Here is a 22,519-nt window from a genome sequence, read left to right as displayed (position 1 = left end):
ATAAAAACAGCGCGCAAGCATAGTGCGCCAGTCATTGGCTGTCAGCGATGACTGGCCCGATCCCGGACATTTCCGTAACATCCGCAACCCTTCTTTTCCCGCGAATATCAGCGGCCGTGCCCGTCGGCCGCTCTGTCAGGTATGCCATGAAACCGATTCGTCTGCGCGCCGATGTCCTGGCCGGACTCACCACCTCGTTTGCCCTGTTGCCCGAATGCATTGCGTTTGCGCTGGTGGCGCATCTCAATCCGCTGATGGGCCTGTATGGCGCGTTCATCATTTGTACGCTGACGGCGCTGTTCGGTGGTCGGCCGGGGATGATTTCCGGGGCGGCCGGTTCGATGGCGGTAGTGATCGTGGCGCTGGTGGTGCAGCACGGCGTGCAATACCTGTTGGCGACGGTGTTGCTCGGCGGGCTGATCATGGTGGCCTTCGGTGTGTTGCGCCTGGGCAAACTGGTGCGGATGGTGCCGCATCCGGTGATGCTCGGCTTCGTCAACGGTCTGGCGATCATCATTGCGCTGGCGCAACTGGAGCATTTCAAGAGCGGTGAACACTGGCTCAGCGGCACGCCGTTGTACCTGATGACCGGGCTGGTGCTGCTGACCATGGCCATCGTCTACATCCTGCCGCGCCTGACCCGCGCGGTGCCGCCGGCACTGGTGGCGATCCTCGGCGTGGGCCTGCTGGTCTACCTGCTCGGTCTGCCGACCCGCACCCTCGGCGACATGGCGCACATTGCTGGCGGTCTGCCGACCTTCGCCCTGCCGGACATCCCGTGGAATCTGCAAACCCTGGGCATCATCGCCCCGTACGCGATTCTGATGGCGCTGGTCGGGCTGCTGGAAACCCTGCTGACCCTCAACCTTACCGATGAAATCACCGAAACGCGCGGCTACCCGGATCGCGAGTGCGTGGCACTGGGTGCGGCGAACATGGTTTCGGGTGTGTTCGGTGGCATGGGCGGCTGCGCGATGATCGGGCAGACCGTGATCAACCTCAGCTCCGGCGGGCGCGGGCGTTTGTCCGGCGTGGTGGCCGGGATGCTGATTCTGCTGTTCATTCTGTTTCTGTCGCCGCTGATCGAGCGCATTCCTCTGGCGGCGCTGGTGGGGGTGATGTTCGTGGTGTCGCAGCAGACGTTCGCCTGGGCGTCGTTGCGGGTGCTGAACAAAGTGCCGTTCAACGATGTGCTGGTCATCATCGCGGTGACCACCATCACCGTGTTCACCGACCTGGCGACGGCTGTGCTGTGCGGGATCGTCATCGCGGCGCTGAACTTCGCCTGGCAGCAGGCCCGTGAGTTGTACGCCGATGAGCATCAGGAAGCGGACGGCAGCAAACTCTATCGCCTGCACGGTACGCTGTTTTTCGCCTCGACCACGCCGTTCCTGAACCAGTTCGACCCGGCCAACGATCCGCAGCGGGTCACCCTCGATTGCCGGCATCTGATCTTCGTCGACTATTCGGCCATCGCCGCACTGAAAACCCTGCGTGAACGCTATGCCAAGGCGGGCAAGCATCTGCAGGTGTTTCATCTGTCCGAGCGCTGCAAGAAACTGCTCAAACGCGCGGGCGTCGATCACGACTGAAGGCGTCTTCCTTCAACAACGTGGGAGCGGGGTGCCCGCTCCCACGATTGTTTGTGGTGTCTGTTCAGATGGCCGGGAAGTCGATGTCGGTCAGGGCGACGTTGTTCAGGTAGTTGGTCAGGGTCTGTACGGCGACGAGGGCGATGACTTCGATGATTTTCTTGTCATCGATGCCGGCGGCGCGGGCAATGGCGATCTGCTCGTCGCTCAGGTGACCACGGGTTTCGGTCAGCTCCCGAGCGAGGGCGGCGAACGCGTTGAGGCGGCCGTGGCGGGCCTCGCCAATTTCTAGCGCCGAGAGTCCGGCCTTGCTGGCGAACAGCGAGTGCGCCGTCAGGCAATAGTCGCAACCGTTGACCTGCGAGGTGGCGAGGTACACCGCTTCTTTTTCCTTGGCGCTCAGCGAGGTCTTGCCGAGTATGGCCGAGGCTTGCAGGTAGGTATCCAGCGCGACCGGAGCCTTGGCCAGGGTGGTGAACAGATTGGGCAGGAAGCCGATTTTCTTCTGCACGCCTTCAAGCGATGGGCGGGTGGCGTCGGTGGCGGTATCGAGGCTGAGGGGGGCGATGCGGCTCATGGTGATTCTCCGAAAGTCCGTCGCGAAGTGCGCCGGGGATGGAGTTCATGCTAATCAGCGCGGCTGGTGCTTTGGGTGCAAATCGTCGAGGATATACAACAGATCGTCCAAATCTGTCACCGAGAACATCCCCCATGGATCGCCTTTCTACTTTGCTCAGCCATTTCGGCGTCAATGCCGGCACGTTCCATAGCGGCACTTTCTGCGGCATCAGCGCCTACGGTGGCGAGCAGGCGGAAGGTCATGTGCATCTGTTGCAGGCCGGTCAATTGCGGCTCAAACCGGGGAATGAGCCTGAAGTCATCCTAAGCGAACCAACGCTGATTTTCTTCCCCCGACCGTTTGCCCATCGTCTGTTTGCTGACGAAGCCATGGACACGCAACTGGTGTGCGCCTCGCTGACCTTCGACGGCGGCGCGGGGAATGCCTTGGCGGCGGCGCTGCCGGACTACCTGATACTGAAACTCGGCGAGCTGCCGGAGATGGCCAACACTCTGGAATGGTTGTTCAAGGAAGCGTTCGACGGCCACTGCGGGCGCGTGGCGGTGATGGATCGTCTGTTCGAATTGCTGGTGATTTTGCTGCTGCGTCACCTCATCGGCAGTCGCGACCAGCAACCGGGGATGATGGCGGGGCTGGCGGACCCACGATTGTCCCGCGCCCTGAACCTGATGCACGAACAACCGGCCAAAGCCTGGAGCGTCGCCGAGCTGGCGACTGCCGCGAGCATGTCCCGGGCCGCTTTCGCCGAACACTTCCGGCAGGTGGTGGGGCAGACGCCAGCGGATTATCTGGTGAACTGGCGGGTCAGCCTCGCGCAGAAACGCCTGCGCGAGGGTCGACCGATTGCCTTGATCGCCGAGGAGGTCGGCTACGAAAGTCCTTCGGCGCTGGCCCGGGCGTTTCGGCGCAAGACCGGGCTCAGTCCGAGGGAGTGGAAGGCGGGCGCCCGTTGAAGATTACCGGGCAAATTTCTTCGCCCCGGCCACGCACAGAATCACCCCCAGCGTCACGGCGAGCATGCCGATACTGACCTGTTCATGCAGCAGCGTCGCCGCCAGCGCCAGGCCGAAAAACGGCTGCAACAACTGCAACTGCCCGACCGCCGCAATCCCGCCCTGGGCCAGGCCGCGATACCAGAACACAAACCCGATCAGCATGCTGAACAGCGACACGTATGCCAGGCACATCCAGGCCGAAACACTGATGCCATGCAGCGAGGCGGGCATCCGCCAGACGCTCAGCAGCGCCATCACCGGCAGCGACAGCACCAGCGCCCAGCAGATCACTTGCCAGCCGCCGAGGGCTCGCGACAGCTTTGCGCCTTCGGCGTAACCGAGCCCGCAGGCGAGGATGGCCGCCAGCATCAGCAGATCGCCGATGGGCGAAGCACTCAGGCCCTGGGAAATAGCGAAACCGACCACCAGCGCACTACCCAGCACCGAGAAGATCCAGAACACCGGACGCGGCCGTTCGCCACCGCGCAATACACCGAAAATCGCCGTAGTCAGCGGCAACAATCCTACAAAGACAATCGAATGGGCCGACGTCACGTACTGCAGCGCCAGCGCGGTAAGCAAGGGAAAACCCAGTACCACGCCCAGCGCCACGATCAACAACGAAAACCACTGGTCCCGCGCCGGACGCCGCTCGCGAAACAGCCACAACAGGCACAGCGCCAACACTCCGGCAATGGTCGCGCGGACGACGGTGAGGAACAGCGGATCGAACTCCAGCACCGCCAGGCGCGTGGCCGGCAACGAGCCGCTGAAGATCACGACGCCGATGAAGCCGTTGATCCAGCCACTGGTTTTTTCCAGGGCCGGGCTGGGCAGATGAGAAGTGCGTTCCATACGAGTTGCGCTCTGAAGTGGGGTTGCGTCGGATAAATCCTATGACTGAGAATCAGCACAATCAAAGAATTGTCATGGATACATCCCGACATGCCACGTTCCCGCTACAAGACTCTCGTTGACCGCTACGCGGCGGATATCCGCTCCGGTCGACTGCTGCCCGGTACACGCCTGCCGACCCATCGGCAACTGGCTGCCAGCGAAGGGCTGGCGCTGGTCACGGCATCGCGGGTGTATGCCGAACTGGAGGCCATGGGCCTGGTCAGCGGCGAAACTGGGCGTGGCACCTATGTGCGTGAAATTGCCTTGCCGCCGGGGCACAGCATCGATCAGAAAGATGTTGCGGTCGGCATGGTCGACCTCAATTTCAACTACCCGTCATTGCCCGGTCAGGCTGAGCTGCTGCGCACCGCGCTGCGGCAATTGGCGCTGTCGGGCGATCTCGAAGCACTGCTGCGTTATCAGCCCCACGCCGGACGTCAGCACGAGCGCGCCTCGGTTGCGCGATATCTGCAAACTCGCGGTGTGAATGTCGATGCCGAGCAGGTGCTGATCGTCAACGGTGCGCAACAAGGGCTGGCGGTGGCGCTGATGGCATTGCTCAAACCCGGCGATGTGATTGCCGCCGATGCGTTGACCTACTCAGGCTTCAAGGTGTTGGCCGAAGCGCTGCATCTGGAGGTGGTGGCGATTCCCGTGACCGCGCAGGGACCGGATCTGCCGGCACTGGAAAAACTCTGCCGCAGCCGTTCGGTGCGCGCCGTCTACAGCATGCCGACCCTGCACAATCCTCTTGGCTGGGTGATGCCGCTTGAGGCGCGGGAGCAACTGGTGGCGATTGCCCGGACGCATGATCTGACGCTCATCGAAGACGCGGCCTACTCCTTTCTGGTCGATAACTCACCGCCACCTTTGGCTGAACTGGCGCCGGAGCGAACGATTCATGTCTCGGGTCTTTCGAAAAACATCGCCACCGGCCTGCGCGTCGGTTTCATCGCCGCGCCCGTGCCCATGGTGCCGGCGCTGGAGCGCATCATCCGCGCGACAACCTGGAACACCCCAGGCGTGATGACGGCCATCGCCTGCGGCTGGCTCGACGATGGCACCGTCACGTTGCTCGAAGCGCAAAAGCGCCGTGATGCCCAGGCGCGTCAGGCGCTGGCGGCCGAGATCCTCAAGGACTTGCCTTGCATCGGCCATCCATCCTCCTATTTCCTCTGGCTGCCACTGCCGGAAGATGCCCGCGCCGATCAAGTGGTGGTCGAGTTGATGCAGCAGCAGATCGCGGTGTCGATTGCCGAGCCGTTCGTGGTTTGCGCCCACGTGCCCCATGCGATCCGGCTGGCGCTGGGTTCGGTGAGCATGGAGGTGCTGCGTCAGGCACTGATCAAGGTTCGGCAGGTGGTTGGGGCCTACCTGTAGCTGCGCTCCTGCGTCGCAAAATTGCTACCCTGTCGCCCGCCGAATTTCTGCTCCGGAACCCTGATGAAAAACATCACCGCACTGACCTTGTTGATCCTCAACGCCAGCCTGCTCAGCGTGCCCCCCGCCCTTGCAGCCGGCGACGCCGAGGCGGGCGGCAAAATCTTCCCGCGCCTGTGCGGTGGCTGCCATCAGGTGGGTGAGTCCGCCCGTCCCGGCTTCGGCCCTCAACTCAACGGCATTTTCGGCCGGCCCGCCGGCACCTCGGCGAATTACGTGTATTCCGATGCGATGAAAAACTCGGGCGTGACCTGGAATCGCGAAACCCTGACGGCGTACCTGAAAGACCCGAAAGGCGTAGTGCCGGGGACGCGGATGATCTTCTGGGGATTGAGTGACGAGGAAAAGATCGACGACCTGTTGGCCTATCTGCAGACGTTCCCGGCGCCGTGATCGCATCAACAGGGCGCTCAAGGATCGGCCGTCGCGGGCGATAAGTCCCCTGTCATTTCCTCGAAAACCTTTCGCCATGAAAAAGCTATTCGCTGTTATCTGTGGGCTCCTGCTGCTGTCGGGCTGCGTGACCAAAAATCTGAGCACGGAAGATCGCCAGCAGATCAAGACGCTGAAGATCCTGCCGGTGTTTGTCGCCGTCGATAACTTCAAGTACACGAGCATGACCCAGGCCTGGAGCGCCGGGCTTGGCGCCGGTGCAGGTGCGGCCAGCGGCATGGCTGCCGGGGCGTCGACAGCCGGGACCAGTGCGCTGGCGGGCGCAGGCTCCGTGGCCGGGACGAAGGCGGGTGATGTGGCGACCGGGGATATTTCCCGGGCGATCCGCAATAACATGCAGGCCCATGACATTGACCTGAGCAAATTGATCCGGCAGAGCTTTGCCGACCGGGTCAGGCAGGAGCGCCTGTTCACCATCGTCGGTGAAGGCGAGCAGGCCGATGCCGAGGTGGAAATCATGGTGTCGCAGTGGGGACTGTGCCTGAAGAACTTCAGCACCGTGCTGTATCCGGTGATCGGCGCCAACGCCTCGATCAAGCGTCAGGGTTCGTCGGTGTGGCGCAATTTCGAGACGATTTCCGTGTTCAACGATGCCAACACCATTGCCTATTTGCCTGAGCAGTACGCCACGGATGGGGAGGCGCTGCGCAAGGCGTTCACTCACGTCACGGATCTGCTCGTCAACAAGCTGGTGGATGACTTGAAACAGCCGTGACGGATTGAATCACGCCACCTGGTTCCGGCCCGCTGCCTTCGCCTGATAGAGCTGTTGGTCGGCGCGTTTGATCAGGGCGGTGTGATGATTGTCCGCCGGATCGGCCAGGCCCACGCCGATGCTCACCGTGACATCGCCCACCGCCGGGAAGAGCGCGTCGGCCACCGCCGTCCGGATCTTTTCGGCGACCACTTCGGGCGTATCGGGTTTGGCGATTTCCGGCAGCAGCACGGCGAACTCTTCACCGCCATAACGGGCGACGAAGTCGGTGGCGCGGGTGCTGAGCTGAATCAGCTGCGCCAGTTGCCGCAGCACGTCATCGCCGACGGCGTGGCCGTGGGTATCGTTGATGCGTTTGAAGTGATCGGCGTCGATCAGCAGCAGGGCGAACGGTCGGCCGGTGCGGCGGAACAGCAGGCTGTACTCCGTGAGCTTTTCGTCGAAGCGGCGGCGGTTGTAGACGCCGGTCAGGGCGTCGTGGGTCGCCAGGTTCATCAGTTCGGCGTTGGCCTGGGTGAGGGCGGCGGTGCGCTGGGCGACGGTGGCTTCGAGTGAGGCATTGGCGTCTTGCAGTTCGCGCTCCTTGGCCAGCAGCGATTGGGTCATGGCGTCGATGGACTGGCCGAGCTGGGCGATTTCCTGCACCGGATGTTGCAGCGCGAAGTGCGCGCCGGGCTGGTTGTTCTGCACCTGTTTGGCCGAATGCGCCAGTTGTTCGATCGGACGGCTCAGGTACAGCGCGAGGTAATACGCCACCAGCGCAAAGACCACGGCGGCAAACACGCCCAACAGCAGCAATTTGTAGAGCAGCAGGCGTGCCGGTTGCAGCGCGGTGTCCAGCGGCTGGCGCACGGCGATCGACCACGACAGCGCCGTGCTTGAGGGCGTTGGCACCGTCACTACGCTGGTCAGGTAACCGTTGCCGGCGGTCCAGCCCGGCGACGCCGGATCATTGGCGGCCAGTTGCTGGCCGACCAGCGCTTCCGGATACAGCACCTTGCCGTCGTGATCGATGATCAAGGCTTCGATATCCGGCGCCACACCCTTGTGCGACATGGCCGCCGATTCGACGATGCGTGTCACCCAGTTCCAGTGCGCATGGGCGCCGAGCACGCCGATCACCTGACCTTCGGCATTACGGATCGGCGCGGCGAAATCGATGAAACGCAGCGGCTCGCCGTTGGGCAACCCCGGGAGCAACTTCGCCAGCAGCACCGCTTCGTGCGGATCGCCGGTGTACTCACCGCGCAGGCCGGCCTGGAACCAGGGCCGTGCCTGAACCGACTGGCCGACCAGCAAGCCGTTGACCGCCTGATGCACCTGGCCCGAGGCATCCGTCACGCCCATCCACGCATACTCGGTGCGGGCCTGGGTGCGCAACTGCATCGACCGCAGAATCAACGGATTGTCCAGGTCGCCACGTTCCAGATGCGGCGCGCGGCTGAGCAGGTAGACCTCCAGCTGCCGCTCGCGCAACTGTTCGCCCAACAACACCGCTGCCGACCGCGCGGTGCTCAACAGGGCATTGCCGCTGGCCTGTTTCATTTGCTCGGTGGCGATGTGGCCGACGTAAAAGCCCACGCTCAACAGCGTCAGCAGGGACAAACCGGCGAACCACAGGGTCAGGTGACTGCGCAGACTGGCTTTGAGCATGGGCGATGTCTGTCTTTATTGGAGTGGCGTCATGGTATGCGACATCGCCGAGTGGCGAACAGAGAACGGGTTCATGAAACTTGTCGAGAGATGATACTAATGAGCCATCATTTTGCGTAAAGTGTGCACCGCCCGAGAGATGGATCCCGGGCGTTTACCCATGGAGTCTTGCAGTGAAATACCTCAGCAAAGTAGTCGCCGCCGCACTGTTCGGTGTGGTTCTGGCAGGTTGCACCGGCACCCCGATGAACACCAGACAATATGACAGCAGCCAATACACCGTGGTTGGCCACAGCGAAGCCAGCGCTACCGGCCTGCTGCTGTTCGGCGTTATCCCGATCCGCCAGAACAACCGTTTCGTCCGCGCTCAGGACGCTGCGATCAAGGCCAAGGGCGGCGACGCGATGATCAACACCCAGGTTCAGGAAAACTGGTTCTGGGCATGGGTCCTGACCGGTTACACCACCAAGATCTCCGGTGACGTGGTCAAGCTGAAAACCGTGCAGTAACTGGCGGCTGGATGCAAAAAAGCCCGGCTGATCAGGCCGGGCTTTTTATGGGTGTTGCAGTGCAGCGGTTGATTCAGGCGACGCGGCGTTCCAGCAGACGATCAGAACCACCTTCGGCTACACGGCGTTCCAGCAGACGATCCGCACCACCTTCGGCAACGCGGCGTTCCAGCAGACGATCCGCACCACCTTCGGCAACGCGGCGTTCCAGCAGACGATCCGAGCCACCTTCGGCAACACGGCGTTCCATCAGACGATCAGAACCACCTTCGGCAACACGGCGTTCCATCAGACGATCCGAACCACCCTCGGCTACACGGCGTTCTTGCAGACGATCCGAACCACCTTCAGCCACGCGGCTTTCAATCAACCGGTCAGAACCGCCTTCGGCGATCATCGTGTGAGCGGGAGTAGCGGCAAAAGCGTTAACTGCAAAAACCGAGAAAGCGATGCTGAGGAGGGTCTGGCGTTTCATGATCGTGTGCTCCGGGGTGTTTTTGGTTGGTATGGAGCAGATGTTACGCCCGGGATTTTTTATGAGAACTTCATTGACGTGATGGTGACTATCGACGTCAGCGATGTATGCCGTCACCCCGATTCACGGGGCCGTCGCACGAATGCACAACTCCCCGGTGGCGCGGGTCAGGGCCAGTTCATGCAGCGCATCATGGGCCAGGCCATTGCGCGCCCTGGCCAGCCAGGCGGGGCAATTCGGATCGTGGCGATAGGGCGTGAAGTCGGCGTATTGCTGCAACAGACGGGTTTGCAGTTCATCCAGTCGTGGGCGAATCTGCGTGCCCAGATCCGGACGCGGCGTGTCCGGCGCCGCGCCTGCCGCTTGCCACTGCGCGAGCAAACCGTACTGCACCAGTTTGTTGGCCTCCATCTGCGCCGCGATCAACTGGGCGACATCCTCCGCATCGAGCTTGCGCCCGGCGGCGAGCGTCCGGGCATTGGCGATCACCTGAGCCTCACGCGGACTGTCCTGGATCGGCTTGCCGCTGTCCCACTTGGTCAGGGCCACGAGGTCGCCGATGTTCAGGCGTTCGTTCAGGGTAACCAGCAAGGGTTGCAGGGCGTCCGGCGCCGGGGCGGCTGCCTGGGCGGCACTGGCAAACAGGGCGAAGAGGGTGCAGGTGAGCAGGCGTGGAGAGAGGTGCATGAACAAGAGCCTTGATGGATATCCTGAGAGTGGCTTGTTTATCACAGCGGCGAGCGGACACCTATCGCGTTATTGATAAAAGATTCACCGCCCCGGCTGGAAATAAATACTTATACCTGAGATGTTCATTTGCACCTCGGATCCAACTCACCGAAGCTATCCTCCATCAGTCCCCCCAGTCGTCGAGACGGACCGCCAGTCAATGCAAAACCCCGCGCAATCCCCGCTCTGGAAAACCTACTTCCTGTTCCTGGCCCCGATGGTCCTGTCGAACTTCCTGCAGTCGATGTCAGGCACGGTCAACAGTATCTACATTGGCCAGATGCTCGGCACCCAGGCGCTGGCGGCGGTGTCGGGGATGTTTCCGATCATCTTTTTCTTCATCGCCCTGGTCATTGGTCTTGGCGCCGGTGCCGGGGTGTTGATCGGGCAGGCGTGGGGTGCGCGCGAGGGGCATATGGTGAAGGCCATTGCCGGGGCGACGCTGCTGCTGGGGGTGTTGATCGGCCTGGTGGCGGCGGTGTTGGGCAGTGTGTTCGCGCGGCAGGCGTTGCAAGGACTGGGGACGCCGGCGGATGTGCTGGACGATGCGGTGGCGTATGCCCACGTGATGATGTGGACGTTGCCGTTTGTGCTGGTGTACGTGCTGTTCACGCAGTTGCTGCGCGGGGTCAGCGATACGCTGTCGCCGATGCTGGCGCTGCTGCTCTCGACCGTGGTCGGGCTGGCGCTGACGCCGGCGTTCATTCGCGGCTGGCTCGGGCTGCCGCAACTGGGGATTCAGAGTGCCGCTTTTGCCGGGCTGTTCGGGACGCTGGCGGCGATGGCTTGGCTGGCCTGGAGTCTGATTCGCAAGAACCACCCGCTGGCGCCGGATCGCGAGTTCTTTGCAGCGCTGCGCCTGGACCGCGAGATCCTCAGCAAAGTGCTGCGCATCGGCCTGCCCACCGGGGTGCAGATGATTGTCCTGTCGCTGTCGGAGCTGGTGATTCTGGCGCTGGTCAACCAGCACGGCTCGCAGGCGACGGCGGCTTACGGTGCGGTGACGCAGATCGTCAACTACGTACAGTTTCCGGCGCTGTCGATTGCGATCACCGCGTCGATCCTCGGCGCCCAGGCGATTGGCGCCGGACGGCTGGAGCGGATGGGGCCGATCCTGCGCACCGGGCTGTGGATCAACGTCTGCCTGACCGGTGGCTTGATCGTGCTCGGTTATCTGTTGTCGCATTGGCTGCTGGGGCTGTTCCTGACCGAAGACTCGACCCGGGCGATGGCCGAACACTTGCTGCACATCATGCTGTGGAGCCTGTTGATATTCGGTTTCCAGGCGATCATCGGCGGCATCATGCGCGCCAGCGGCACGGTGCTGGTGCCGGTGGGGATCGCGATCGTCTGCGTGCTCGGCGTGCAGTTGCCGGCGGCGTACTGGCTGGATGGCCAATTCGGTTTGCAAGGCGTGTGGATGGCATTCCCGGTGGCCTACCTCGGCATGCTGGTGTTGCAGACGCTGTATTACCGGATGGTTTGGCAGCATCAGAAGATCGAGCGGCTGGTTTGATTGTCTGGACGAGCGGAGCGGAGGGCTGCCCTGTCGGGGCAGCCTTTTTTCTGGCATCCGGATTGATCGTCAGCCCGGATGCCCCACCCGGATTGGCGGCTTGCGGTGTTGCCACGGCAGCGCCTGTTCCAGCTGCCCGGCCAGACGCAACAGCATGTCCTCGGCACCAAACCGCGCGGCGAATTGCAGGCCGATCGGCAGCCCGGCGCTGGACATCCCCAGTGGCAGCGAAATCGCCGGTGTCCCTGCGACATTGAATACCGGCGTGAACGGCGAATGTTCGAACACCCGCGCCGTCCACTGCCGGCCGTCCATGTGTTCGGCGCCCAGGTTGTAAGTGCCGATGGCTTGCGGCAGGCACGGCAGGGTCGGGGTCAGCAGCACGTCAATTTCTTCAAACCACCCGGCGACCTGTCGGGCGATGCTGTTGCGTACCTCCAGCGCGGCGGCGAAATCAGTGCCACGGGAGCGCTGGCCAAAGGCGTAGCAGGCGAGGGTGGCAGGCTCCAGCGTGCGCTCATCGATCGGCCGACCGGTGGCGCCAGCGAGATGATCGATCCAGCGCACCAGACTCGCACACCAGATGTGCGCGTTGGCCTCGACGAAGGCGTCCCAGGACAGACCCAGCGGCGCTTGTACCGATTCCACCCGATGGCCGAGGGTGTCCAGTTCCCGGGCGATGCGCGAGGTGGCGTCGAGGATTTCGCCATCGACGGCGGCGCCGTTCCACGGCGTGTCGAGCAGGCCAATGCGCAGCCGCCCCGGATCGCGGCCGACCTGGGCGAGGAAACCCTCGGCCGGCGCGGCGGTGTGATACGGATCACCGGGCGCGTGGCCCTGCACGATATCCATCAGCGCGGCGCTGTCGCGTACCGAACGGGACAGGCCCAACTGCACGCCGAGCCCGGCGAACACTTCATCCATCACCGGCCCATGGGAACAGCGGCCTCGGGTCGGTTTGAGGCCGACCAGACCGTTGAACGCCGCCGGCACGCGGATTGAGCCGGCGGCGTCGGTCGCATGGGCGATCGGCACGATCCCCGCCGCCACGGCGGCACCGGCGCCACCGCTTGAACCACCGGCCGACAGCCGCGTGTCCCAGGGATTGCGCGTCGGCCCTTGCCGGGTGGAATCGGTTTCCGTGCTGAAGGCCATTTCCGGGGTCGTGGTGCGGCCAACCGTGCTCAACCCGGCGGCGTTGAAGCGTTGCATCAGGTAGGAGTCGTGTTCCGCGACCAGACCAGCAGCCAGGCGGCTGCCCAGTTCATTGCGCCGGCCAGCGGCAGTGATCGCCAGATCCTTGATCAGAAACGGCACCCCGGCGAGCGGGCCGCTGCCGGTGGAAATACTCGGCGTCCAGTGTTCGATCACGGCGTTGATCGACGGATTGATCTGCTGCACGGCTTCGATGGCCAGCGCTGCAACTTCTTGAGTGCTGACGTCGCCCGCCGCGATCAGTTGCGCCAGAGCGATGCCGTCGTGAGCGGCGTATTCGTTGAGATTCATCGTGGAGACTCCAGGTGAGAAGTCTCGATCTTAGGTCGCGTGCCTCGTCGTGATTAGCCCATAATCGCGGCATGCAATGTGCCGTCAGTGGCACAATCCTGTGCCTCTCGGGAAGGGCCTCGAATGATCCGCGATTTGAATGACACGCTGGTATTTGTGCGGGTGGTGCGCCTCGGCAGTTTCACCGCCGCCGCCCATGCGTTGCAGATCCCCAAGACTACGGTCAGCCGACGGGTGCGCGAGCTGGAACAGGCGATCGGCGTCCAGTTGCTGCGCCGCACCACCCGCCAGTTGAGCCTGACCGAGGCCGGCGCGGTGTATTACGAGCAGTGCCGGACCATCGCCGACACCCTGGAACACGCCGAGCGCGCGGTGCATCAGTTGCGCGACGGCCCGCGTGGCTGGTTGCGGGTCACGGTGCCGTTTTCTTTTGGCGCCCATTGGTTTGCGCCGATGCTGGCGGGGTTTCGCCGGGCGTACCCGGAAATTCGTCTGGAGATTCTTGCGTCCCATGTGCCGCTGGATCTGGTCGCGGAAGAGATCGACGTCGCCCTGCGCCTCGGCAGCCTGCCGGATTCGAGCCTGATCGCCCGGCGTCTGGCGAGTTTCCCCACGGGTATTTTTGCCGCGCCGGATTACCTCGCGCGCCACGGTCAGCCGGCCAGCCCCGAGGAACTGCTGCAGCATCAGACACTGATCCTGCATCAGGCCCGACGCGATGTCGGCTATGTCTGGCCGCTGCGTCGGGGCGGTGCGCGGCTGAAGGATTACCGGGTCGAACCGTCGATTCTCGCCAACGATCCGGCGCTGTTGCACGACTCGCTGCTGGCCGGGGAAGGGTTGAGCCTGGCGATGGAGCAGAGCATGGATGCCGATGTCCGGGCCGGGCGGCTGGTGCGGGTGCTGCCGGAGTGGACCGGCCCGCCCCAGGACCTCAATGCGGTGACCGCCCGCGAGCATTTGCCATCCCCCAAGGTCACCGCGCTGATCGATTACTTGAAGGCGCGGATGGCATAACCGGCGGTTGTTTGCTTAAGTCAATCGAGGCCCATTCCGGCGCCGGAGAATCCCATGTCGATCCGATGGTTGTTGGCTGCCGTGTGTTGCCTGATCGTGATGCCGGCGGCGCAGGCGGTCGAGTACACCCGAGTCAACACCACCGCCAGCCAGATCAGTTTCACCTACAACCAGATGGGCTCGCGGATGTACGGCACGTTCGGCAAGTTCGAGGCCACCCTTGAGTTCGACACCGCCAACCTCGCCGGCGCCCGTACCACGCTGCACATCGACCTCACCAGCATCGACGCCGGCAGTGAAGATGCCAACACCGAGCTGGTGAAACCGGCGTGGTTCGACACCGCGCAGTTTCCGGTGGCGCTGTTCGAGTCGACCCGTTTCAGTCAGGTCGGCGACAACCAATACCTGATCGCCGGCCGGCTCACCCTCAAAGGCATCACCCGCGACGTGCAGGTGCCGGTGCGGCTCAAGCCTGGCAGCGGCATCGGCATCTTCGACGGTGAACTGGTGCTCAAGCGTGACGAGTTCAGCCTCGGCGCGGGGGAGTGGGCGGACACCGTGGTGTCGAAGGACATCGACATCAAGTTCAAAGTGGTGGCGCCCCAGCAGTGACGGGCCTCAATAGGCGCGCCAGTGCCCCGGCACCCAGCGCCATTCGCCACCGCCCCAGCGGTAGTGGCCGGCGACCCAGTGATAGCCCGGCGCAGGCATGACCGGCACCACTTCCACCGGCGGCGGTGGCCGGTGCGGACGGGCCGGGGCGACGATGCAGCCGGACAGGGTGATTGCCACCAGCGTGGCGCCAAGCAGGGTTTTCAAGGTTCGCGACATGATTGGATTCCTGGTCGATGAGAGGGATTGGCGGATGGGCGATCAACGCACCCAATGGCCTTCAATCCAGTACCAGTTCGGCCCGCGTGCCTGCCAATGGCCCGGCTCCCAGCGCGCGCCGTGACGCACCGGCTGCCAGTGCCCCGGCACCCAGGCGTAACCGCGTCCTTCCCAGCGCCAGTGGCCGCGATCCCAGGCATAACCGGGCCGTGCGCCGGGCATGGGTTCCATGCGCATCGGCGGTGGCGCTTCGCGGATGATGACTTCGGGCTGGGCAAATGCCGGCGCACTCGACAGGGCGGCGAGCGTCAACGGCACCAGCAGCAATTTGAACAGGGAACGCAAAACGTTCATGACAACTCCTCAGGGCCTGCGTCGGGAATTGAACGCAGCTGAAGAATTGGACGCCGGATTGGCGAAAGATCCGGCGTCGGGCAGATGAAATTTTCTTCAGGGAGAATTTGAGGGCGACGGGCGAGGGCTCAGTAGTAGCGGTCCTGGTCTTTCATCGCCTGAATCTGCCAGAACGTGCGCCCCGAGATCAGCAGGAACAGCACCGCGAGCAACAGGCCGCCGGTCATGATGTAGAAGCTCGGACGATAGCTGTGCAGTTCGCTGGCGATGGCGTTCTGTTTCGGCAACCAGCGCGACACCAGCAACGCAATCGATCCGCCGACTTCATATTGGGTGTGCTCGGCGTAGCGTTCGTCGGCGTATTGATCGTCGTGGCTGAGACCCTGCTCGTCGGTGTAGCGGTAGTGAATGATTTTGCCGTTGTCGTTCAACAGGATCTCTTCCAGCGCCGTGACGGTGCCGCTGACCTGCATCGCATTGAACTGCAACGCGCCATAGCGGATGCCCTGATGACGGGCCATCCCGGCCAACAGCAAGACCACGCAACAAGCCACGGTGAGCATGACGATACGGTTGTAGAGGTGATCTCGCTGGGCTTCGCGCGGGTGGAACATCGGACGATCCTTCGTTTTTTGGAATGAGGGGAAACGTTGCATCGGCGCGACGCCGGGCAACTTTAGCCAGTGTCCGGGCCGCCGCGGGGTATGATGGCGCTGTTCGCCAGCGGCCAGGTCGTCGGCAACCCGTTTTCAGCGTTGGAGTTCACCCGCCATGCCCCGCATCACCCACTACAAATCCCCATGCCCCGAAGGCGTCAACAGCCAGATCCTGCAAATGGTGGTCGACTACCTGACCGACATCAGCGCGGTCGGACTTGGCCCGAGCAATCTGCTCTACAACGTCTATCAGTACGCGGTCGGCTACGAGGTGCATCTGTACCTGGAGGCCTTGAACGGCGAGAAGGGCACGGAAGTGGAACTGCTGGTCGCCACCGACGAGGACGACCCGGAACAGGTGATCGGCTTCCTGTTGTACCTGCCGGTGCAGGGCGATTGGGAGGCGTGCAACGTCGCCTATCTGGCGGTGCGCGAGGGGTATCGGCGTCAGGGTGTGGCGCGGGCGATGATCGGCGAGATGCTTGCGCGTTTCCCGCATGCGGAGCTGACTTGCAGCGTCGGCAAGGTCGCGTATTTCGAAGCGCTGGGCTTTGAGGTGATCGGCCAGCGTGAAACCCAGGTGCTGATGAGCACCCGGCATTACCGCAGCAACGGCCTGCGCGGATTCATCGACACGACACCGATCTACCGTTCGCTGGAGGTGCAGCAGATCCACACCTACCTGCTGCAAAAGCACGGCAAGCGGGCGATGCTCGATGCCGAGAAGCAGCGGGACCGGCATCTGGATCAGGTGACCCGCCAGACCGAAGCCTTTGTTCGCCAGCGAATGACCCTGCACTGAGCCTTTCGCACAGACAAAAAAAGAGCCTCAAGACTCTTCGATGGGGAGGAAGTGGAGCCCGTGAGGCTCAAGATGCGCATGAAGCCAGACGCGGGCTTGATTGGGGTTCAGTACACCCGCGTCTACGCGGCGATTGGGCGAACCCAATGACTGCGTAGCTCCATCGTAGGAAGGTGCGAGGAGGCGCTCAAGTACCGTCAGTCAGCTGTTTTCTGGTGCTTTCGAGCACCCATCCCGCCCAGGGTTTTGCGTCACACAGCCGTGTCGGTAACAGCCCAAAACAGTGTGGGAGTGGCTTGCTCCCACCATGAGGTGGCGTGTTGTTACAAAGACCCGCGCCAGCCTGCCTTTTCCAGTGCGCTCAACAGCGTCGCACCCTCCAGCCCCGGCACTGAATGGCCATTGCCTTCGGTGCTGTTGCTGGCGAGCAAGGCGTTGATGATCGCCTCTTCCACCGCTTCGGTCGCGGCCAGGAACAGCTCGCTGATATGGTCGTTGTTGACCATGCGCAAACCGTCGCAGGTCGGTGCGCCCTGGCTTTCGTAGGCGGCGGGCGGGATCTGCGCGTTACCGGTGGAGAACGCGATGAAAATGTCGCCGCTGTGGTCTTCGTTACCGCCGCCGGTACGCGCCAGACCGAGGCTGGCCCGTTGTGCCAGGCGGGTGCATTGGTGCGGCAGCAGCGGTGCGTCGGTGGCCAGGCAGATCACGATCGAGCCCATCCCGGGATGCGGCAACGCGGCGCGCAGAAAGGGCGAATCCTCACGCGCCATGTAACGCCCGACCGGATAGCCATCGACCCGCAATTCGCGACGAACACCATGGTTGGCCTGGACGATGGCGCCCACCGTCCAACCGCCCCGGGCGCTGTTCAACCGGCGTGAAGCGGTGCCGATGCCGCCCTTGAACTCATGGCAGATCATTCCGCTGCCGCCGCCCACTGCGCCCTCCTGTACCGGGCCATCAGCGGCGTTGCGTGACGCTTCGGCAACATGCTCGGCGGTTACGTGAAAACCATTGATATCGTTGAGCAGGCCGTCGAAGGTTTCCAGCACCACCGGCATGTTCCAGTAGAGCCGCCCGTCATCCGGTTGCTGCGCTCGATCCAGCGCAATCAAGGCATCGCGCACCACGCCCAGGCTATGGGTGTTGGTGAAGGCGATCGGGCTGGTCAGTAGTCCGGCTTCACGAATCCATTCCAGCCCGGTGGCATCACCGTTGCCGTTGAGCACATGGACCCCGGCGAAGCACGGTTGCCGGTTGGTCGAGCCGACGCGGGGTTCGATCAGGGTGACGCCGGTGCAGATGTCGCGCCCGGCGGCGCTGCGCCCCCGGACATTGCTGTGACCGACCCGCACGCCGGGCACGTCGGTGATGGCGTTGAGCGGGCCGGGTGACAGTTGACCGATGCGGATATCGAGGTCGCGGGCACGTGGTTTCATCGATGGTTCTCTCAATGGAAATCTGACGGGTTACTCATCCCCTCTGTGGGGGCGGTGTGTTTACTGGCCGTTCTTGACCTTGCTCCACACCCGGGTGCGTACCCGCTCGGTGGCTTTGGGCAACGGTTCGAGGGTGTACAGCGTGGCCATGGCCGCTGCTGGCGGATATACCGCCGGATTGTCGCGAGTGGCCGCAGCGACCAGCGCGGTGGCGGCGCGGTTGCCGTTCGGATAGGACAGGTGATCGCTGACCGGTGCGATCACCTCCGGGTGCAGCAGATAGTCGATGAATGCCAGGCCCTGGGGGCGGTTCGGCGCATCCTTGAGCAGCACCAGCGTGTCGAACCACACCGGTGCGCCTTCCTTCGGCAGGCTGTAGGCGATCTTCACGCCGTTGCCGGCCTGCTCGGCGTTGGTCTTGGCTTCAAGCATCGCCCCGGACCAGCCGACCGCCACGCAGATATTGCCGTTGGACAGGTCGCTGATGAATTTCGACGAGTTGAAGTAGGCAATGTGCGGACGTAGTTTCAGCAGCAGCGCCTCGGCCTTCTTGTAGTCCTCGGGATTAGTGCTGTTGGGCGGTAGGCCCAGGTAATGCAGGGCCACCGGCAGCATTTCCGAGGGCGAGTCGAGCATCGCCACACCGCACTCGCCAAGTTTTGCGAGGTTCTCTTCCTTGAACACCAGATCCCAGGAATCCACCGGCGCCTGGTCACCGAGGGCGGCGCGCACCTTGTCGACGTTGTAGCCGATGCCGTTGGTGCCCCACAGATAGGGCACAGCGTATTGGTTGCCGGGGTCGTTGTTGGCGAGTTTGCCCAGCAGGTCGCTGTCGAGGTTTTTCCAGCCCGGCAGTTGCTCGCGCGGCAACGGGGCGAGGGCGCCGGCCTTGATCAGGGTCGGCAGGCTGTAGTTGCTTGCCACCACCACGTCGTAGCCGCTGCGGCTGGTGAGCAGTTTGCCTTCCAGCACTTCGGCGCTGTCGAAGGTGTCGTACACCGGCTGGATGCCGCTGTCGCTTGAAGTCGTGCAGGGTATCGGGGCCGATGTAGTCATACCAGTTGTAGACATGCACGCTCGGCGCATCGGCCGCCATGGCGATTGATCCACTGGCCAGACAGGCCGCCAGGCCCAGGTTGATATACCCACGATGACGACGCATGATGCGGCACTCCTGGCCTGTGCGGCCGGTGATGAACAGGAGTGGTCAGCCTATCGGCGCGACCGCGCCTGACCCATTCCCATCATGGGTTACACAAAAGGGGTAGAGCGTGGACGCGTTGTTGCAGGAGTTGCCGGTTCACCAGAGTCTGGCGCGGGTGTTCGCCGCCGTCGGCCAGGACGGTTTCTGGCGCGCGCTGGTGGACACCGTGCGCCTGCTGGTGCCGCTGGACAACGCTCTGGTGGCGCTGATGACCGGCGGGCAGGCGCCACGATTGCTCATCGACTTCGACAGCAAGGGCGGCACCGACGAGCAGGAAGACCTGGCCGGCTACAGCGCCGGGATGTACCTGCTCGATCCGTTCTATCAGGCCGCCACCGCCGGGATCGCCGATGGCTTGCACAGCCTGGCGTCGGTCGCGCCGGACCAGTTTCTGCACAGCGAGTATTACCAGAGCTACTTCCGCTCGGTGGTTGGCGCGGACGAGTTGCAGTTCATGGTCAATGTCGATGGCGGCGTGCTGGGTCTGTCGCTGGGGCGGAGGACGGCGTTCGAGTTACAGGAGCAGGGGCGTTTGCTCTGCGTGCGGGACTGGGTGCTGGCGGCGATGCGCCGGCATGTGCAACTGCTGCCGCCACAAGGCCCGGTCACCGAAGCGGGTGTCGGTGACCTGGCAGCGTTGCTGGATCGTTTCGATGCGCGGCTGACCGGGCGGGAAATCGACACCGCGCGGTTGATCCTGCAAGGCTTTTCCAGCAAGGCTATCGCCCAGCGGATGAACATCTCGCCGGAGACCGTGAAGGTCCATCGGCGCAACCTCTATTACAAGCTCAATGTCACCGGGCATGGCGAATTGTTCGCGCTGGTGTTGCGTCCGCGTTGACCACTGGGGGGAGTGGGGTCAGAGGGTTTCGGTGCGCTTGAACACCAGCGCTTTCAAGCCGCTTTGCGGATCGATGTCCGCAAACTCCGGCGGGTTCTCCAGGCGCTGTTCGAAGCGCAGGCCCGGCGCCTCGCGGGTCACGCCATCAATCAAAAAGTCCGACCCGAACGACGGATCGTTCATGCACGCCAGCACCGTGCCTTGCGGCGTCAGCAGCTCCGGCAGGCGGCGCAGCACGCGCTGGTAATCCTTGGTCAGCAGGAAGCTGCCTTTCTGGAACGACGGTGGATCGATGATGACCAGATCATACGGGCCGCTGTTGATTACCTTGCCCCAGGACTTGAACAGGTCGTGGCCGAGAAAACTCACCTTGCTCAAGTCATGGCCGTTCAAACGGTGATTGTCGCGACCCCGGCTCAACGCGGCGCGGGACATATCGAGATTGACCACATGGCTGGCGCCGCCCTCGATCGCCGCCACCGAGAAACCGCAGGTGTAGGCAAACAGGTTCAACACCCGTTGACCTGCCGCCTGATCGCGCACCCAGTTGCGCCCGTAGCGCATGTCGAGAAACAGCCCGGCGTTTTGCTTGCGGCCCAGGTCGACCCGGTATTTCAGGCCGCCCTCGACGATGGTCATTTCGTCGATTTCCTCGCCCAGCAACCATTCGGCAGTGTTTTGCGGCAGATAACGGTGCTGGATCAGCAGGGTGTGGGCACCGGAGTCTTTCCATTGCGCGCTGTCACCGAGGGCCAGCAACAGACGCTTGAGGTCGTCCAGTTGATCCGCCGCCGGCTCCTTGAACAGCGACACCAGCACCACGCCTTGCAGCCAGTCGACGGTGAGCTGCTCCAGTCCCGGCCAGCAGCGTCCGCGCCCATGGAACAGGCGCCGGGTTTCGGCCGGTGCCGAGGTCAGCGCGGTCAGCAGGTGAGCTTGGAGAGTGGCAAGGGCTTGAGGGTTCATCAATCGGGATCGGCCGGCAAAAGGGCCGGCATTTTAACCATAAATGGGCGGGGGCGATGGGTCGCCGATCAGGCACTTCGGAAAAGACCTGTATCAAAAATGAATTTCTGTACAAGTCGCCGCTCATACCAGATAAGCAGCGGGTCAAGCCGCTAAAACGTACACGTAATTCAGGGAGTGCCAGTTCATGAGTCCAATTCCGTCGAGTACGCACCTTCATGACGGGTTGATTCTGGTGGTCGAGGATGATCCGTTGATTCTGGAGTTTCTGTGCGAAATTCTTCAGGAGGAAGGCTTCAAGGTCGAACCGCAGACCAGCGCCGATGCGGCCTCGCAATATCTGGAGGAACACGCGCCGGAAGTGGCGCTGTTGCTCACCGATATCACCATGCCCGGCACCCTCAACGGTGCGGATCTGGCGAATCTGGTCGGCGAGCGCTGGCCGGAAAAACCGGTGATGGTGATGTCCGGTTATGAGACACCGGAGACGTCCGGGGTCAAGCGTCCGGTGGCGTTCATCAAAAAGCCCTGGGCCATCGGCCAGTTGCTCGACTGCGTGGACGGCGCGTTCAAATCCAGGGCTCCGCGCCTGCACTGAGGCCTGCGCAAGTGCTACATTGCCGGGCACATTTGCCCGGCCCCTTGCCAGAGGATGCGACCCCTTGTCTGCTCTCGATGCTGTTTTCAACCGCGCGTTCGGCGCCTTCCTGTTCGACATGGACGGCACCGTCCTCAACTCCATCGCCGCCGCCGAGCGGATCTGGTCGGCCTGGGCGGTGCGTCATGGCGTCGACGTCGAAACCTTTCTGCCCACCATCCATGGTGCGCGGGCCATCGACACCATCAATCGGCTGAACCTGCCGGGCGTGGATGCCCAGGCCCAGGCAGCGTTCATCACCGAAGCGGAAATCGAAGATGTCGAAGGCATCGTGCCGATCCCCGGTGCGGCGGCGTTTCTCGACGCATTGCCGGCGGATCGCTGGGCCATGGTGACCTCGGCGCCGCGGGATCTGGCGCTGCGGCGGATGGCGGCGGCCGGGATTCCCGAGCCTGCGGTGATGATTACCGCCGAGGACGTGACCGCCGGCAAACCGGATCCGACGGGCTATCGCCTGGCGGCGAAACGCCTGGGGCTTGAACCGGCCGATTGCCTGATCTTCGAAGACGCCACCGTCGGCATCCTTGCAGCGGAGGCGGCAGGCTCGGCGCTGATGATTATCACCGCGACCCACCAGCACCCGCTCGAAACCGCTCACGCGACCATCGCCAGCTACGATGCGCTCGGGGTCAAGGTCGGCAGCGACGGCCAACTGCGCCTGCAAGCCATCTGAACCATCGCCCCTCGT

General features: G+C 63.2%; 24 protein-coding genes and 1 pseudogene. 13 read left to right on the top strand and 12 right to left on the bottom strand.

Features of this window, described 5'->3' with window-relative positions; genetic code table 11:
* Positions 1–146 precede the first annotated feature (146 nt).
* Positions 147–1,592, top strand: coding sequence for a SulP family inorganic anion transporter (locus KVQ74_RS07360; RefSeq protein ID WP_217830416.1), 1,446 nt, complete (start codon positions 147–149; stop codon positions 1,590–1,592).
* Between the two features lie 64 nt (positions 1,593–1,656).
* Here the strand turns inward: KVQ74_RS07360 and KVQ74_RS07355 are convergent, their stop codons facing one another.
* Positions 1,657–2,169 (bottom strand): carboxymuconolactone decarboxylase family protein, encoded by a 513-nt coding sequence (locus tag KVQ74_RS07355; protein ID WP_217830415.1) that lies wholly within the window; start codon positions 2,167–2,169, stop codon positions 1,657–1,659.
* 134 nt (positions 2,170–2,303) lie between these two features.
* Between KVQ74_RS07355 and KVQ74_RS07350 the strand changes: the two genes are divergently transcribed.
* Positions 2,304–3,125 (top strand): cupin domain-containing protein, encoded by an 822-nt coding sequence (locus KVQ74_RS07350; protein WP_217830414.1) that lies wholly within the window; start codon positions 2,304–2,306, stop codon positions 3,123–3,125.
* Between the two features lie 3 nt (positions 3,126–3,128).
* Here KVQ74_RS07350 and KVQ74_RS07345 read toward each other — a convergent pair whose 3' ends face one another.
* Positions 3,129–4,022 carry a DMT family transporter gene (locus KVQ74_RS07345; RefSeq protein WP_217830412.1) on the bottom strand — a complete coding sequence of 298 codons (894 nt, stop codon included), beginning with the start codon at positions 4,020–4,022 and terminating at the stop codon, positions 3,129–3,131.
* Positions 4,023–4,112: 90 nt separating this feature from the next.
* Between KVQ74_RS07345 and KVQ74_RS07340 the strand changes: the two genes are divergently transcribed.
* From KVQ74_RS07340 to KVQ74_RS07330, 3 genes are all read left to right on the top strand, one after another.
* Positions 4,113–5,444, top strand: a complete 1,332-nt coding sequence (locus KVQ74_RS07340) for an aminotransferase-like domain-containing protein (protein WP_217830410.1) — start codon at positions 4,113–4,115, stop codon at positions 5,442–5,444.
* 63 nt (positions 5,445–5,507) lie between these two features.
* On the top strand, positions 5,508–5,897 hold the full coding sequence (locus KVQ74_RS07335) for a c-type cytochrome (RefSeq protein ID WP_217830408.1): 390 nt from the start codon (positions 5,508–5,510) through the stop codon (positions 5,895–5,897).
* A gap of 76 nt (positions 5,898–5,973) precedes the next feature.
* Positions 5,974–6,672: a hypothetical protein gene (locus tag KVQ74_RS07330; protein ID WP_217830407.1), complete on the top strand. Its 699-nt coding sequence runs from the start codon at positions 5,974–5,976 to the stop codon at positions 6,670–6,672.
* Positions 6,673–6,681: 9 nt separating this feature from the next.
* Here the strand turns inward: KVQ74_RS07330 and KVQ74_RS07325 are convergent, their stop codons facing one another.
* Positions 6,682–8,325, bottom strand: coding sequence for a sensor domain-containing diguanylate cyclase (locus KVQ74_RS07325; RefSeq protein ID WP_217830405.1), 1,644 nt, complete (start codon positions 8,323–8,325; stop codon positions 6,682–6,684).
* 173 nt (positions 8,326–8,498) lie between these two features.
* Here KVQ74_RS07325 and KVQ74_RS07320 point away from each other — a divergent pair, with 173 nt between their 5' ends.
* Positions 8,499–8,834, top strand: coding sequence for a hypothetical protein (locus KVQ74_RS07320; RefSeq protein ID WP_217830403.1), 336 nt, complete (start codon positions 8,499–8,501; stop codon positions 8,832–8,834).
* Positions 8,835–8,907: 73 nt separating this feature from the next.
* Here the strand turns inward: KVQ74_RS07320 and KVQ74_RS07315 are convergent, their stop codons facing one another.
* Both KVQ74_RS07315 and KVQ74_RS07310 read right to left on the bottom strand, forming a co-directional pair.
* Positions 8,908–9,309 carry a hypothetical protein gene (locus KVQ74_RS07315; RefSeq protein ID WP_217830402.1) on the bottom strand — a complete coding sequence of 134 codons (402 nt, stop codon included), beginning with the start codon at positions 9,307–9,309 and terminating at the stop codon, positions 8,908–8,910.
* 123 nt (positions 9,310–9,432) lie between these two features.
* On the bottom strand, positions 9,433–9,996 hold the full coding sequence (locus tag KVQ74_RS07310) for a chorismate mutase (protein WP_217830401.1): 564 nt from the start codon (positions 9,994–9,996) through the stop codon (positions 9,433–9,435).
* Between the two features lie 202 nt (positions 9,997–10,198).
* Here KVQ74_RS07310 and KVQ74_RS07305 point away from each other — a divergent pair, with 202 nt between their 5' ends.
* Positions 10,199–11,554, top strand: coding sequence for an MATE family efflux transporter (locus KVQ74_RS07305; protein WP_217830398.1), 1,356 nt, complete (start codon positions 10,199–10,201; stop codon positions 11,552–11,554).
* 69 nt (positions 11,555–11,623) lie between these two features.
* Here the strand turns inward: KVQ74_RS07305 and KVQ74_RS07300 are convergent, their stop codons facing one another.
* Entirely contained in the window at positions 11,624–13,060 is a 1,437-nt protein-coding gene (locus tag KVQ74_RS07300; RefSeq protein WP_217830396.1) for an amidase, read from the bottom strand.
* Positions 13,061–13,183: 123 nt separating this feature from the next.
* On the opposite strand from KVQ74_RS07300, the gene KVQ74_RS07295 reads away from it, so the two are divergent.
* Both KVQ74_RS07295 and KVQ74_RS07290 read left to right on the top strand, forming a co-directional pair.
* Positions 13,184–14,077: a LysR family transcriptional regulator gene (locus KVQ74_RS07295; protein WP_217830394.1), complete on the top strand. Its 894-nt coding sequence runs from the start codon at positions 13,184–13,186 to the stop codon at positions 14,075–14,077.
* A gap of 54 nt (positions 14,078–14,131) precedes the next feature.
* Entirely contained in the window at positions 14,132–14,689 is a 558-nt protein-coding gene (locus KVQ74_RS07290) for a YceI family protein (protein ID WP_217830393.1), read from the top strand.
* A gap of 6 nt (positions 14,690–14,695) precedes the next feature.
* Here the strand turns inward: KVQ74_RS07290 and KVQ74_RS07285 are convergent, their stop codons facing one another.
* The 3 genes from KVQ74_RS07285 to KVQ74_RS07275 form a co-directional block, all read right to left on the bottom strand.
* The gene (locus KVQ74_RS07285) at positions 14,696–14,908 is read right to left on the bottom strand and encodes a YXWGXW repeat-containing protein (protein ID WP_217830390.1); all 213 of its coding nucleotides are present in this window, start codon (positions 14,906–14,908) and stop codon (positions 14,696–14,698) included.
* A gap of 42 nt (positions 14,909–14,950) precedes the next feature.
* Complete coding sequence (locus tag KVQ74_RS07280; RefSeq protein WP_217830389.1) at positions 14,951–15,262, bottom strand: YXWGXW repeat-containing protein; 312 nt, start codon at positions 15,260–15,262, stop codon at positions 14,951–14,953.
* Positions 15,263–15,390: 128 nt separating this feature from the next.
* The gene (locus KVQ74_RS07275) at positions 15,391–15,876 is read right to left on the bottom strand and encodes a hypothetical protein (protein ID WP_217830387.1); all 486 of its coding nucleotides are present in this window, start codon (positions 15,874–15,876) and stop codon (positions 15,391–15,393) included.
* Positions 15,877–16,033: 157 nt separating this feature from the next.
* Here KVQ74_RS07275 and KVQ74_RS07270 point away from each other — a divergent pair, with 157 nt between their 5' ends.
* Positions 16,034–16,720: a GNAT family N-acetyltransferase gene (locus KVQ74_RS07270; protein ID WP_217830385.1), complete on the top strand. Its 687-nt coding sequence runs from the start codon at positions 16,034–16,036 to the stop codon at positions 16,718–16,720.
* A 323-nt stretch (positions 16,721–17,043) separates the two neighbouring features.
* Here the strand turns inward: KVQ74_RS07270 and KVQ74_RS07265 are convergent, their stop codons facing one another.
* Together KVQ74_RS07265 and KVQ74_RS07260 are read right to left on the bottom strand one after the other, a co-directional pair.
* Positions 17,044–18,162 (bottom strand): DmpA family aminopeptidase, encoded by a 1,119-nt coding sequence (locus KVQ74_RS07265; protein WP_217830383.1) that lies wholly within the window; start codon positions 18,160–18,162, stop codon positions 17,044–17,046.
* Positions 18,163–18,222: 60 nt separating this feature from the next.
* Positions 18,223–19,324 (bottom strand): annotated as a pseudogene (locus tag KVQ74_RS07260) (polyamine ABC transporter substrate-binding protein).
* A 109-nt stretch (positions 19,325–19,433) separates the two neighbouring features.
* Between KVQ74_RS07260 and KVQ74_RS07255 the strand changes: the two are divergent.
* Positions 19,434–20,207, top strand: coding sequence for a helix-turn-helix transcriptional regulator (locus tag KVQ74_RS07255; protein WP_217830382.1), 774 nt, complete (start codon positions 19,434–19,436; stop codon positions 20,205–20,207).
* A gap of 18 nt (positions 20,208–20,225) precedes the next feature.
* On the opposite strand, the gene KVQ74_RS07250 is transcribed toward KVQ74_RS07255, so the two are convergent.
* Complete coding sequence (locus tag KVQ74_RS07250; protein WP_217830379.1) at positions 20,226–21,173, bottom strand: class I SAM-dependent methyltransferase; 948 nt, start codon at positions 21,171–21,173, stop codon at positions 20,226–20,228.
* A gap of 187 nt (positions 21,174–21,360) precedes the next feature.
* On the opposite strand from KVQ74_RS07250, the gene KVQ74_RS07245 reads away from it, so the two are divergent.
* Both KVQ74_RS07245 and KVQ74_RS07240 read left to right on the top strand, forming a co-directional pair.
* Positions 21,361–21,771: a response regulator gene (locus tag KVQ74_RS07245; RefSeq protein ID WP_217830378.1), complete on the top strand. Its 411-nt coding sequence runs from the start codon at positions 21,361–21,363 to the stop codon at positions 21,769–21,771.
* A gap of 64 nt (positions 21,772–21,835) precedes the next feature.
* Entirely contained in the window at positions 21,836–22,504 is a 669-nt protein-coding gene (locus KVQ74_RS07240; RefSeq protein WP_217830377.1) for an HAD family hydrolase, read from the top strand.
* The last annotated feature ends 15 nt before the right edge of the window (positions 22,505–22,519 follow it).

Origin of the sequence: Pseudomonas botevensis, from assembly GCF_019145475.1 — a bacterium.
In the GTDB taxonomy this organism is placed as follows: Bacteria; Pseudomonadota; Gammaproteobacteria; order Pseudomonadales; family Pseudomonadaceae; genus Aquipseudomonas; species Aquipseudomonas botevensis.
The sequence above is the reverse complement of the archived record's forward strand: the minus strand, read 5'-3'. Positions and strand labels throughout refer to the sequence as shown.